Here is a 12918-nt window from a genome sequence, read left to right on the forward strand (position 1 = left end):
TTACCTTGTGTAACTGCTTTTTTGAAATCATTATATATTGACATATAGTTCAGTCTTTGCTACAATCATTTTGGAGGAAGCAAGAATGAAATTTTTGAAAAAAATGATGCAAGGTGGACTAGCAGTATTTTTCTTTAGTCTATTAGCAACTAGTACAGTATTAGCAGATGACACTGATTCAGAAGGTTGGCAATTTGTCCAAGAAAATGGTAGAACCTACTACAAGAAGGGGGAACTCAAAGAAACCTACTGGCGAGTGATTGATGGTAAGTACTATTTTTTTGATCCTTTATCTGGAGAGATGGTTGTCGGCTGGCAATATATACCTGCTCCACACGAAGGGGTTACGATTGGTTCTTCTATAAGGCAAGATATTGCTTTTAGACCAGATTGGTTTTACTTTGGTCAAGATGGGGTGCTACAAGAATTTGTTGGTAAGCAAGTTTTAGAAGCAAAAACAGCTACAAATGTCAACAAGCATCATGGGGAACAATATGATAGTCCAGCAGAGAAACGAGTCTACTATTTTGAAGACCAAAGAAGTTATCACACCTTAAAAACCGGTTGGGTTCATGATGAGGGGCACTGGTATTATTTACAGAAGGATGGTGGCTTTGATTCTCGCATCAACAGATTGACTGTTGGGGAGCTAGCACGTGGTTGGGTTAAGGATTTTCCTCTTACATATGATGAAGATAAGCTAAAAGCTGCTCCATGGTACTATCTAGATCCAACAACTGCTACAATGCAAACGGGTTGGCAATATCTTGGTAACAAGTGGTACTATCTTCGTTCATCAGGAGCTATGGCAATTGGTTGGTACCAAGGCGGCTCAACTTGGTATTATCTTGATGCTGAAAATGGGGATATGAAGACAGGTTGGGCTTCTATCAATGGCGATTGGTACTACCTCCGTTCATCAGGAGCTATGGCGACAGGCTGGCTTCAAGACGGCTCAACTTGGTACTACCTCAATACAAGTAATGGCGATATGAGGACTGGATGGTTCCAAGTTAACGGTAAATGGTACTATGCCTATAGTTCAGGTGCTCTAGCTGTGAATACTACAGTAGGTGGCTACTACGTCAACTATAATGGCGAGTGGGTCCAGTAATGAAAACAAGCGATTGTGAAGGAAACAATCGCTTTTTTTGTGAAAATATAATAAAATAGAAAGGAATAAAGTTCTAAAATTTTATCTAGAAACAGACGCTTTTCGTCTGATAGTAGGATTAAATGACAAAAGAAGTTGGTGTCGGTCAGGCACATAGTAAAATTATTTTAATAGGAGAGCATGCAGTGGTTTATGGCTACCCAGCCATCTCTTTGCCTCTTTTAGAGGTTGAAGTGACTTGTCGGGTGGTTCCAACAGCGACACCATGGCGTCTTTTTGAAGAGGACACCTTGTCCATGGCCGTTTATGCTTCTCTCGAGTATCTGAATATCACAGATGCATACATCCGTTGCCAAATTGACTCTGCTATTCCAGAAAAACGTGGAATGGGTTCTTCGGCAGCCATTAGCATTGCGGCTATTCGCGCAGTGTTTGATTATTTTGAAGCAGAACTTCCTCATGATGTGTTAGAAATCCTGGTCAATCGGGCTGAGATGATCGCTCATATGAACCCTAGTGGATTGGATGCCAAGACTTGTCTGAGTGACCAGCCTATTCGTTTTATCAAGAATGTTGGTTTTGAAGAACTAGCCATGGACTTGTCGGCTTATCTGGTCATTGCAGACACAGGAGTCTATGGACACACTCGTGAAGCTATTCAAGTTGTAGAGAGCAAGGGTAAGGAAGCTTTGCCTTTCTTATATGCACTTGGAGAGTTGACCCAGCAAGCAGAAGAAGCAATAAAGACAAAAGATGCCGTGAAGCTGGGAGAGATTTTAACAAAAGCACATGGAAATCTAAAAGAAATAGGAGTTAGTAGCCCTGAGGCAGATGCCTTGGTTGAAACTGCTCTTCAACATGGCGCTCTAGGTGCTAAGATGAGTGGTGGTGGTTTAGGTGGCTGTATCATAGCCTTAGTAGCCGACTATCACCAAGCTCAAGATTTAGCTGAAAGATTAGAAGAGAAAGGAGCTGTTCAGACATGGATCGAAAGCCTGTAACAGTACGTTCCTATGCCAATATTGCTATTATTAAATATTGGGGAAAGAAAGCAGAAAAAGAGATGGTTCCTGCGACTAGCAGTATCTCTCTGACTTTAGAAAATATGTATACGGAGACGACACTTTCTCCTTTAGCAGCAGATGCAAAGGCGGATGCCTTTTACATCAATGGTCAGTTGCAAAACGAAGCTGAGCATGCCAAGATGCGAAAAATCATTGACCGCTACCGTCCTGAAGGAGCAGGGTTTGTTCGTATCGATACTAAGAACAATATGCCAACAGCAGCAGGCCTTTCTTCAAGTTCCAGTGGTTTATCTGCCTTGGTCAAAGCTTGTAACGCATATTTCCAACTTGGGCTGAATCGCAGAGAATTGGCTTTGGAAGCTAAATTTGCATCGGGTTCTTCATCTCGTAGTTTTTATGGCCCCTTGGCAGCCTGGGACAAGGATAGTGGAGAGATTTATCCTGTCGAAACTGACTTGAAACTCGCTATGATTATGTTGGTCTTGGAAGACCAGAAAAAACCAATTTCCAGTCGAGATGGGATGAAGCTCTGTGTGGAGACTTCTACGACTTTTGATGAGTGGATTCGTCAATCTGAACAAGATTACAAGGATATGTTAGTCTACCTCAAGGAAAATGACTTTAAGAAAGTTGGAGAATTGACAGAGAAGAACGCCTTGGCTATGCATGCTACGACAAAGACAGCCACTCCATCATTCTCTTATCTGACAGATGCTAGTTATGAGGCTATGGATTTTGTTCGTCAGCTTAGAGAACAAGGAGAATCTTGCTACTTTACCATGGATGCGGGCCCTAATGTCAAGGTTCTTTGCTTGGAAGAGGACTTGGAACATTTGTCAGAACTTTTAGGTCAACGCTATCGCTTAATCGTTTCAAAAACAAAGGATTTGAGCCAAGATGACGATTGTTAAAACTTGTGGGAAGCTCTATTGGGCTGGGGAGTATGCCATTTTAGAACCAGGACAGTTGGCGCTAATAAAGGCTATTCCCATCTATATGACGGCTGAGATTAAAGCGTCTAATAATTATCGACTCTACTCAGATATGTTTTCCTATAGTGTAGACTTGCGACCGGATTCCTCTTATACCTTGATTCAAGAAACAGTTGCCTTGGTGGAGGAGTATCTAACTGCCCAAGGAGTTGAACTGCAGCCTTTTTCTTTAGATATTCGTGGGAAAATGGAACGCGACGGGAAGAAATTTGGCCTAGGTTCTAGTGGCAGTGTGGTTGTTTTGGTTATCAAGGCCATGCTTGCCTTCTATGAAAAATTAGCTGACAGAGAACTCTTGTTTAAATTGGCGAGTGCTGTACTTCTTAAACGTGGGGACAATGGCTCCATGGGGGACATTGCCTGTATCGTATCAGAAGACCTTGTCCTCTATCAGTCATTTGACCGTGAGAAAGTGGCAGATTGGCTAGAAAAAGAAGACTTGCAGGCTGTATTAGCACGTGACTGGGGCTTTTCTATTAGGAGTGTTGAACCAGCTTTGAAATTTGATTTTCTGGTTGGTTGGACTAAGGAAGTGGCTGTATCAAGTCATATGGTCAAGCAAATTAAGGATAATATGAACTCTAGCTTTTTACAGGCTTCAAAAGAAACAGTAGCTAACTTGGTAAAGGCTTTGGAGGTAGGTCAAGAAGAAACCATTATTGACTTGCTGGAACAAGCCAGCCAACTTTTAGAAAGCTTGAGTTCAGATATTTACACACCTTCGCTCAGGCAATTAAAAAATGCCAGCCAAGACTTGAAAGCTGTTGCTAAGAGCAGTGGTGCTGGTGGTGGAGACTGTGGGATTGCACTTAGCTTTGACCAAGATTCGACCACATTACTGAAAAAACGCTGGGCTGATTTAGGAATTGAGCTCTTGTATCAAGAAAGGATGGGACATGACGACAAATCGGAAGGATGAACACATCCGCTATGCCCTTGAACAAAACAGTACTTATAATAGTTTTGATGAAGTGGAGTTGATCCACTCCTCGCTACCTTTATATGACTTAGATGAAATTGACCTTTCGACAGAATTTGCAGGGCGAAAATGGGACTTTCCTTTTTATATCAATGCCATGACGGGTGGAAGCGATAAGGGGAGAGAAATCAATCAAAAGCTGGCTCAGGTGGCAGATGCTTGTGGGATTTTATTTGTAACGGGTTCTTACAGTGCTGCTCTCAAGGATCCTTCAGATGACTCTTTTTCAGTCAAAACTAGTTACCCTGACCTCCTTCTTGGAACCAATATTGGCTTAGACAAACCTGTAGAACTAGGATTACAAACAGTGAAAGAGATGAATCCCCTTCTATTACAAGTTCATGTTAATGTCATGCAGGAATTGCTCATGCCAGAAGGTGAGCGTCAATTTAGATTATGGCAGCATAATCTGAAAGATTATGCTGAGCAAATCTCTGTGCCACTTGTTTTAAAAGAAGTCGGCTTTGGCATGGATGTGAAAACCATTGCTAAGGCTTATGAGATGGGAATACGAACCGTTGATTTGTCTGGTCGTGGGGGAACGAGCTTTGCCTATATCGAAAACCGTCGCGGTGGACAGCGTGATTACCTAAATGACTGGGGTCAATCGACCATGCAGGCTCTTCTGAATGCCCAAGACTGGAAAGACAAGATGGAACTTTTGGTTAGTGGAGGAGTTCGCAATCCACTAGATATCATCAAATGCTTGGTGTTTGGAGCCAAGGCAGTTGGTCTATCACGCACTATGTTAGAGCTGGTTGAAAATTACTCTGTTGAGGTCGTTATTTCCATTGTTGAAAGCTGGAAGGAAGACCTGCGCTTGATTATGTGTGCCCTTAATTGTAAAAAAATTGAGGATTTACAAGAGGTCGACTATCTCCTATATGGAAAATTAAAAGAAGCAAAAGACCAAATGTAAAGAAAGAGGTCGGGATTTTAGTCCCGACCTCTTTATCATTCCTCAGACTGATGTGACTTTTGGGATTTGTGATACAATTAAATAGAGAGGACGGATACATGCGAAAATTCCAAATTTTTCTATTTATTGAAGCTTGTTTATTGACAGGAGCTCTGATTATGATGGTATCAGAGCATTTTTCCCGTTTTCTACTGATTTTGCTCTTGTTTTTACTGCTGATTCGATATTATACTGGAAAACAGGGAAACAATTTTATTTTAGTAGCAGTGAGCATCCTATTTTTCTTTATCATCATGCTCAATCCCTTTGTCATTTTAGCCATCTTTGTGGCCTTGATATACAGCCTGTTCCTGCTTTACCCTATGATGAACCAGGAAAGAGAAGATACCAATCTGGTTTTTGAGGAAGTAGTGACGGTAAAGAGGGAGAAAAATCGCTGGTTTGGAAATCTCCACCATTTTTCAAGTTACCAGACTTGTCGTTTTGATGATATCAATCTCTTTCGCCTTATGGGGAAGGATACCATTCATCTAGAGCACGTGATTTTGAGCAATCATGATAATGTCATCATCTTGAGAAAACTGGTCGGTACGACTAGAATTATCGTACCAGTGGATGTAGAAGTCAGCCTCAGTGTCAATTCTCTGTATGGAGATTTAACCTTCTTTGACCAGCCTAAGCGTTCTTTACGCAATGAACAATTCCATCAAGAAACCAGAGATTATCTCAAGAGTCCTAAAAGTGTTAAGATTCTTTTGACAACTATGGTTGGAGATGTTGAGGTGGTGAGAGGATGAAAAAGCAACCCTATATTTTAATTGGTCTCACCTCATTTCTCTTTGTTGCTTTTCTATTTCGAAGCATTTTTAAGGTCTTAGATTTGGAGTGGACTTCTCTCTTCCAAGATTTAGAAAAGACAGAAAAAGTCCTATTTCTAGCTTTGATGTTTAGTCTTGCTCTAGCCTTTTTATTGGTCTTGTTTTGGACAATGGCTGACGAAATTTCAAGAAGAAAAATCCAAGCAAATCTTAAACGTCTGCTAGCTGGTAAAGATATTAAAAGCCTTGGAGATGCTGATTTAGACGCGAGTTTTAGAAACTTATCAGGTAAGCTTGCTTTGTTGACAGAAGCCATTCAAAAAGCGGACAATCAAGCCTTGGTTAAGGAAGAAGTGATTATTGAAAAGGAGCGCAAGCGAATCGCGCGTGACTTGCATGATACGGTTAGTCAGGAAATTTTTGCTGCCCATATGATTTTATCAGGACTCAGTCAACAAGCTTCTAGATTAGACAAAGAGAAGATGCAGACACAACTCCAGAGTGTGACAGCTATTTTGGAGACAGCCCAGAGAGATTTGCGTATTCTACTCTTACATTTACGTCCTATTGAACTGGAACAAAAGAGTCTAGTTGAGGGGATTCAGTTGCTTCTCAAAGAATTGGAAGAAAAAAGTGAACTCAAAGTCAGTTTTAAATATCAGGTAGACGAATTACCTAAAAAAATTGAGGAGCATGTCTTTCGTATTGTCCAAGAACTGATTAGTAATACTCTCCGTCATGCCCAAGCTTCTTGTCTAGATGTTTATCTTTATCAAACGGAAACAGGCTTGCAGTTAAAGGTAGTAGACAACGGTCGCGGTTTTCAGTTAGATGATGTTGACGAACTGAGCTATGGTCTGCGAAATATCAAAGAACGAGTGGAAGATATGGCAGGGAGCATCCAACTATTAACAGCACCCAAGCAGGGTCTGGCAGTGGATATTCGCATACCCTTGCTTAATTGACGAACAAAAGGAAATAAAATGAAACTATTATTAGTAGATGACCACCAAATGGTGCGTCTGGGTTTAAAAAGTTATTTTGAACTACAAGATGATGTAGAGGTTGTTGGAGAAGCAACTAATGGAGCTGAAGGAATTGCAATGGCTTTGGATCTTCGCCCCGATGTGATTGTGATGGATATTGTGATGCCAGAAGTCAATGGGATTGACGCAACTCTAGCTATTCTCAAAGAATGGCCGGAGGCTAAAATTTTGATTGTGACTTCTTATCTAGACAATGAAAAAATCATGCCAGTTTTAAATGCTGGGGCTAAAGGCTATATGCTCAAGACATCAAGTGCCGATGAATTGTTCCATGCTGTTCAAAAGGTGGCAGCTGGAGAGCTAGCTATCGAACAAGAGGTGAGTAAGAAAGTAGAATACCACCGTAATCATATGGAACTTCACGAAGAATTGACTGCGCGAGAACGGGATGTCCTTCAACTGATTGCAAAGGGATATGAAAATCAGCGTATTGCTGATGAATTGTTCATCTCACTCAAGACGGTTAAAACCCATGTCTCCAATATTCTTGCCAAACTTCAGGTCAGTGATCGTACCCAGGCAGCTGTCTATGCCTTTCAACACCATTTGGTAGGTCCTGATGAATTTTAGGGGACATAGGATGTAACTTATGCATGGACGAAAAGCGCATCCATTACTTGAAAAAATTCGCTACTATGTGGTATAATGGACTGTATTAAAAATTTTAAGGAGAAATGACAGAATGTCTGTATCATTTGAAAACAAAGAAACAAACCGTGGTGTCTTGACTTTCACTATCTCTCAAGACCAAATCAAACCAGAATTGGACCGTGTATTTAACTCAGTAAAGAAAACTCTTAACGTTCCAGGTTTCCGTAAAGGTCACCTTCCACGTCCTATCTTCGACCAAAAATTTGGTGAAGAAGCACTTTACCAAGATGCATTGAATGCTCTTTTGCCAGACGCTTATGAAGCAGCTGTTAAAGAAGCTGGTCTTGAAGTTGTTGCGCAACCAAAAATTGACGTAACATCTATGGAAAAAGGTCAAGATTGGGTTATCACTGCTGAAGTTGTTACAAAACCTGAAGTAAAATTGGGTGAATACAAAAACCTTGAAGTATCAGTTGATGTAGATAAAGAAGTAACTGACGCTGATGTTGAAGAGCGTATCGAACGTGAACGCAACAACTTGGCTGAATTGGTGATCAAAGAAGGTGCTGCTGAAAATGGCGACACTGTTGTGATCGACTTTGTTGGTTCTATCGACGGTGTTGAATTTGACGGTGGAAAAGGTGAAAACTTCTCACTTGGACTTGGTTCAGGTCAATTCATCCCTGGTTTCGAAGACCAATTGGTTGGACACTCAGCTGGTGAAACTGTTGACGTTATCGTAACATTCCCAGAAGACTACCAAGCAGAAGACCTTGCAGGTAAAGAAGCTAAATTCGTAACAACTATCCACGAAGTTAAAGCTAAAGAAGTTCCAGCTCTTGATGATGAACTTGCAAAAGATATCGATGAAGAAGTTGAAACTCTTGACGAATTGAAAGAAAAATATCGTAAAGAATTAGCAGCTGCTAAAGAAGAAGCATACAATGATGCCGTTGAAGGTGCAGCAATCGATAAAGCAGTTGAAAATGCTGAAATCGTAGAACTTCCAGAAGAAATGATCCACGAAGAAGTTCACCGCTCAGTAAATGAGTTCCTTGGAAACTTGCAACGTCAAGGTATCAACCCTGATATGTACTTCCAAATCACTGGAACTACTCAAGAAGACCTTCACAAACAATACGAAGCAGAAGCTGAGTCACGCACGAAGACTAACCTTGTTATCGAAGCAGTTGCGAAAGCTGAAGGATTTGACGCTACTGAAGAAGAAATCCAAAAAGAAATCGAGCAATTGGCTGCAGATTACAACATGGAAGTTGCTCAAGTACAAAGCTTGCTTTCAGCTGACATGTTGAAACACGATATCACAATCAAGAAAGCTGTTGAATTGATCACAAGCACTGCAACAGTAAAATAATCTGAAAAGATAAAAAGCCCACCGGAGTCGGTGGGTTTTCTTGTGCTTTATTTTCCGAAAAACTCCTCAAGGTCATCTTGGCTAATCCCAATCATAGCTGGGATACTAGTCCAGTTTTCTTCGGTTAGTATGTAAGATTGATGAGGGTTCGTCGGATCTGTGATTTCGAGAACAGGATCATTTCGTTCCTCAGAACTTTCAGTTAAGTCACTGAAACGTTCAATCAGATAGGTTTTGCGAGCAGTTCCGATATGTTTAGTTGCATAATCAAAGGCTTGAAGTTCACCGAGTAGGATGAGTTTGCTTTTAGCCCGAGTAATAGCAGTGTAGATGAGATTACGCTCCAGCATGCGCTTGCTAGCACTGGTGATGGGAAGAAAGACAACTGGGAATTCACTTCCTTGAGATTTATGGATACTCATGGCGTAGGCAAGACGAATTTTATACCATTCGTTGCGTGGATAGACGACTTCGTTCCCATCAAAATCAATCATCATTTCATCTTGTTTAGATTCAGTGTATTTTCCAGGAATGAGGTCTGTGATGTAGCCTAGGTCTCCGTTAAAAACGTTAACTTCTGCATCGTTAACCAAATGAATAACCTTATCTCCGCTACGATACTGAAACTGACTTGCCTCAAAACTAATCTGTCCCTTTTGAAGAGGGTTGAGCAGTTCTTGCATGAGTTGATTGATGGCATCGATTCCTGCTGTACCACGATACATAGGAGCCAGAACTTGGATATCACGTGCAGGGATGCCACTTCTGATAGCAGCATCTATGATTTTTTCAATGGTCGCAGGGATATGGCTACTAGCGATTTCAAAGTAGGAACGGTCTGCTTTTTTCTGAGTGAAATCTGCAGGCAAAATTCCTTGACGAATCTGACTCGCAAGTGTGACAATGGTTGATTCTTCACTCTGGCGATAAATTCGTTCCAATCTCGTTTGTGGGATACTTGGAATCTGAAGCAAGTCAGCCAGAACTTGACCAGGACTAACCGATGGCAACTGGTCACTATCTCCGACAATGAGAATTTTACTGTTAGAGGAGATATTGGAGAAGAGTTGATTGGCTAGCCAGGTATCCACCATAGAGAACTCGTCTACAATGATAAAATCAGCATCTAGATAATCCTCCAAATGACTGGTATCGTCGTCTCCAGTCATACCCAAGTGGCGGTGAATCGTTGCACTAGGCAAGCCTGTCAGTTCATTCATGCGACGTGCTGCACGACCGGTTGGAGCAGCAAGGAGAATCGGTAGATTACTTTTCTTTCGAAGGTCCAGTCCTTCTAATAGAGCATAGACAGCAATAATCCCATTGATAACAGTGGTTTTTCCAGTACCAGGTCCGCCAGTCAGGATAAAGACCTTGTTTTGGATAGCATCGCAGATTGCCTGTTTTTGAATGGCATCGTATTGGATGCCTAATTCCTTCTCAACAGTTGCGATATGCTCCTGGATAGTTTTTATTTCGTGTTTATTGGGGTCTTCTTTTTCAAGAATACGAATGAGGTGATTGTGAATTCCTTCTTCAGCGAAAAAGAGACTGTTGTCAAAGATTTTCGTATCAACCTGCTGAACTTTTTCTTCTTCAATGAGATTGGATAATTCTTGTGCAAGTTGACTGGGTTCTAATTCCACAGGTCGTGAGGATTCAAGTAGGGTTAGAGTCTTTTCTAATAAGTCTCTAGCTTCAACATAAGTATCCCCACTTTCCATACAAGCGTTTAAAAGGATATGAATGAGTCCTGCTCGGAAACGTTCAGGTGCCTGGCTTTCAATGCCCAATTCTTGCGCCAATTGGTCAGCGATGGTAAAACCCAATCCCTTGATATCTTCTACCAACTGATAGGGATAATTTTCAACGATATCGATAGTTTCCTCTTTGTAGGTATCCTGAATTTGAATAGCTAATTTATTAGGAATGCCATAGTTGGCAAGCTTGGCCAAGACCATTTCAGTACCGTAGTTGAGACGAAGTGTAGAAACGAAGGCCTCACGACTTTTAGAAGATAGTCCTGAGATGGTTTCGAGTTTCTCAGGATGCTCCAGGATTTCATCAATGGTATTTTCTCCATAGAGTTCCACAATCTTTTGGGCAGTTTTGAGACCAATCCCTTTGAAATGGCTACTTGAGAAATACTTGACTAAGCCCTTACTAGTTGGTTTTGCTCTTTCGTAACGGGTAATTTGTAGTTGCTCTCCGTATTTGGAGTGTTGGACAATCTGCCCCCAAAAAGTGTATTCCTCTCCCTCGATGACATCAGCCATAGTTCCTGTCACAATGATCTCGAAATCATCAAAGTCCTCAGCATTGGTATCCTCTATATCTAAGAGGAGAATACGGTAAAAATTGCTGACATTTTCAAAAATAATACGTTCAATCGTACCTGTAAAATAGACTTCCATATAATTCCTTTACATTCATGAATGAGAAAAGATCATTCAGAATAGAATGAGAAGAGGCTGAGATTGGTATTCTCGGCCTCTTAGTATTTTTAAACTGTTCCGATACGTTTGAGTGGCCAGAAACGGAATTTTGCCTCTCCAATGATATCTTTTGCTTTAAAAGTACCAACGTGTCGGCTATCACTAGATACCAGACGGTCATCACCAAGTAGGAGGTATTGCCCCTCTGGAACAGTGAAGGTGAAGCTAGTGTTGTAATTTACATCTAAGGTGAATGCTTGAGCTTTTTCAGCAAGGTTTCTGAAGTACTCGCCTTTTTTTCCATCCCAGCTATCTCCAGCATAGGTAGATTGGAGTTTATCCTCTTTAAAGCGTTTGAGGTAATCTGCTAGGTAAGGCTCATCGGTTTCTTTGTCGTTGACGTAGAGCTTATCATTTTCGTAACGGATGGTATCACCTGGCAATCCGATAACCCGTTTCACAATATCTTTATTCCCTTCATCCTCATGAGCGACAACTATATCAAAGCGATCGATAGGGAGATGTTTGACAACGAAGAGAATTTCTCCATCAGCTAGAGTAGGGTCCATAGAGTGTCCTTCTACACGAACATTGCTCCACAGAAAAAGACGGCTGAGACCTATTAATGCAATAATCAGGAAGAAAATTCCCCACTCTTTTAAAAATATTTTAAAATAATTCATACTTTTACCTTTCTAGAAGTTGCTTAGCTTTTTCTGTGTTTTTAAAATGCAACTTTGCACAGAAGCCGAGCCCTTTCATTCCATATGCTTGAAGGATTTGGCTAGCTACCTTGTCAGAAGCAGCTCCAGCACCACTTGGAAGTTGATAGCCTAGCTCTCGTCCTAGGTTTTCAAGATTTTCTAGGAAGAGATCACGCGCAATGATGGAGCTAACCGCAACAGCCAAGTACTTGCCCTCAGCTTTTTCCTCTAGCGTGACTGGATTAGGAAAATGATTGGCTTCATTTTTTAGATACTTTTCATAATTTTGTGAGCTGGTAAAGGCGTCAATAACAATCTTTTCAGGCTCAACTCCCTTTTGAAGGAGGAGAAAGATTGCTTGATTGTGAAGAGCTACCTTGACAGAAACAGCATTATAGCGTTCCCCAATGACTTCGTTATACTTACTTGGCGAAAGAAGGAGTGCTTGATGCTGAATCTTCTCCTTAAGAAGGGGAGCAAGCTGACGAATCTTTTGGTCAGTTAGTATTTTAGAATCTCCAACCCCGAGTCTTCGTAAAAAGTCATGCTGATCAGGAGTTACAAATGACGCCACTACAGCCAGACCACCGAAGTAGGAACCATTTCCAACTTCATCTGTTCCAATCAAGGGGAAATTTTGCCCGCTAACTATTTGTGCTACTTGATAACCAAAAAAGCTAGCGTATCTTTCAGCGGCTTCTCCTTGCAAGAGGACTTTCCCAGATGTATAGACGGAAACACTGGCTTGAGGAAGCTTTAAAAAGTAGCGAATATAGGGATTTTTACTAGGAGTGAGTGCATGTTCATGCTTTTGAACAAAAGCCTGAATTTCCTTTTCACTCGGAGTTAATGTGATACTTGCCATAGTCTCTATTGTACCATAAATGCGCTAGAATTGGTAAAAACTGACAAACTAAGTG

Annotated in this window: 12 protein-coding genes; 9 read left to right on the forward strand and 3 right to left on the reverse strand. The window is 41.1% G+C overall.

Annotated features, from left to right (window positions below; translation table 11 throughout):
• Positions 1-85 precede the first annotated feature (85 nt).
• The 9 genes from cbpF (at position 86) to tig (ending at position 8859) form a co-directional block, all read left to right on the forward strand.
• Positions 86-1114: a choline-binding protein CbpF gene (gene cbpF / locus ACXYSM_RS01365; protein ID WP_458634071.1), complete on the forward strand. Its 1029-nt coding sequence runs from the start codon at positions 86-88 to the stop codon at positions 1112-1114.
• A 122-nt stretch (positions 1115-1236) separates the two neighbouring features.
• Complete coding sequence (gene mvk / locus ACXYSM_RS01370; protein ID WP_458634072.1) at positions 1237-2115, forward strand: mevalonate kinase; 879 nt, start codon at positions 1237-1239, stop codon at positions 2113-2115.
• Positions 2097-3050 carry a diphosphomevalonate decarboxylase gene (gene mvaD, locus ACXYSM_RS01375; protein WP_458634073.1) on the forward strand — a complete coding sequence of 318 codons (954 nt, stop codon included), beginning with the start codon at positions 2097-2099 and terminating at the stop codon, positions 3048-3050. Before mvk ends, mvaD begins: the two co-directional genes overlap by 19 nt.
• Positions 3037-4050, forward strand: a complete 1014-nt coding sequence (locus tag ACXYSM_RS01380) for a phosphomevalonate kinase (RefSeq protein WP_458634074.1) — start codon at positions 3037-3039, stop codon at positions 4048-4050. The genes mvaD and ACXYSM_RS01380 overlap by 14 nt, the downstream gene beginning before the upstream one ends.
• Complete coding sequence (fni, locus tag ACXYSM_RS01385) at positions 4028-5029, forward strand: type 2 isopentenyl-diphosphate Delta-isomerase (RefSeq protein ID WP_458634075.1); 1002 nt, start codon at positions 4028-4030, stop codon at positions 5027-5029. The genes ACXYSM_RS01380 and fni overlap by 23 nt, the downstream gene beginning before the upstream one ends.
• 98 nt (positions 5030-5127) lie before the next feature.
• Positions 5128-5826, forward strand: a complete 699-nt coding sequence (gene liaF / locus ACXYSM_RS01390) for a cell wall-active antibiotics response protein LiaF (RefSeq protein WP_458634076.1) — start codon at positions 5128-5130, stop codon at positions 5824-5826.
• Positions 5823-6812: an envelope stress sensor histidine kinase LiaS gene (locus tag ACXYSM_RS01395; protein WP_458634077.1), complete on the forward strand. Its 990-nt coding sequence runs from the start codon at positions 5823-5825 to the stop codon at positions 6810-6812. Before liaF ends, ACXYSM_RS01395 begins: the two co-directional genes overlap by 4 nt.
• Positions 6813-6830: 18 nt before the next feature.
• On the forward strand, positions 6831-7463 hold the full coding sequence (locus tag ACXYSM_RS01400; RefSeq protein WP_458634078.1) for a response regulator: 633 nt from the start codon (positions 6831-6833) through the stop codon (positions 7461-7463).
• A gap of 112 nt (positions 7464-7575) precedes the next feature.
• Positions 7576-8859 (forward strand): trigger factor, encoded by a 1284-nt coding sequence (tig, locus tag ACXYSM_RS01405; RefSeq protein WP_458634079.1) that lies wholly within the window; start codon positions 7576-7578, stop codon positions 8857-8859.
• Between the two features lie 47 nt (positions 8860-8906).
• On the opposite strand, the gene recD2 is transcribed toward tig, so the two are convergent.
• The 3 genes from recD2 to rnhC all read right to left on the reverse strand — a co-directional run bounded on the left by recD2 (position 8907) and on the right by rnhC (position 12863).
• Complete coding sequence (gene recD2, locus ACXYSM_RS01410) at positions 8907-11273, reverse strand: SF1B family DNA helicase RecD2 (RefSeq protein ID WP_458634080.1); 2367 nt, start codon at positions 11271-11273, stop codon at positions 8907-8909.
• 89 nt (positions 11274-11362) lie between these two features.
• A complete protein-coding gene (gene lepB, locus ACXYSM_RS01415) occupies positions 11363-11977 on the reverse strand; it encodes a signal peptidase I (protein ID WP_458634081.1) in 615 nt (204 codons plus the stop codon).
• Positions 11978-11981: 4 nt separating this feature from the next.
• Positions 11982-12863 (reverse strand): ribonuclease HIII, encoded by an 882-nt coding sequence (gene rnhC / locus ACXYSM_RS01420; RefSeq protein WP_458634082.1) that lies wholly within the window; start codon positions 12861-12863, stop codon positions 11982-11984.
• Positions 12864-12918 lie beyond the last annotated feature (55 nt).

The organism is Streptococcus sp. V940 (assembly GCF_054353495.1).

Coding starts and splice junctions, on each gene's coding strand:
- cbpF (WP_458634071.1), top strand. CDS start 86: ATGAAATTTTTGAAAAAAATGATGCAAGGTGGACTAGCAGTATTTTTC.
- mvk (WP_458634072.1), top strand. CDS start 1,237: ATGACAAAAGAAGTTGGTGTCGGTCAGGCACATAGTAAAATTATTTTA.
- mvaD (WP_458634073.1), top strand. CDS start 2,097: ATGGATCGAAAGCCTGTAACAGTACGTTCCTATGCCAATATTGCTATT.
- ACXYSM_RS01380 (WP_458634074.1), top strand. CDS start 3,037: ATGACGATTGTTAAAACTTGTGGGAAGCTCTATTGGGCTGGGGAGTAT.
- fni (WP_458634075.1), top strand. CDS start 4,028: ATGACGACAAATCGGAAGGATGAACACATCCGCTATGCCCTTGAACAA.
- liaF (WP_458634076.1), top strand. CDS start 5,128: ATGCGAAAATTCCAAATTTTTCTATTTATTGAAGCTTGTTTATTGACA.
- ACXYSM_RS01395 (WP_458634077.1), top strand. CDS start 5,823: ATGAAAAAGCAACCCTATATTTTAATTGGTCTCACCTCATTTCTCTTT.
- ACXYSM_RS01400 (WP_458634078.1), top strand. CDS start 6,831: ATGAAACTATTATTAGTAGATGACCACCAAATGGTGCGTCTGGGTTTA.
- tig (WP_458634079.1), top strand. CDS start 7,576: ATGTCTGTATCATTTGAAAACAAAGAAACAAACCGTGGTGTCTTGACT.
- recD2 (WP_458634080.1), bottom strand. CDS start 11,273: ATGGAAGTCTATTTTACAGGTACGATTGAACGTATTATTTTTGAAAAT.
- lepB (WP_458634081.1), bottom strand. CDS start 11,977: ATGAATTATTTTAAAATATTTTTAAAAGAGTGGGGAATTTTCTTCCTG.
- rnhC (WP_458634082.1), bottom strand. CDS start 12,863: ATGGCAAGTATCACATTAACTCCGAGTGAAAAGGAAATTCAGGCTTTT.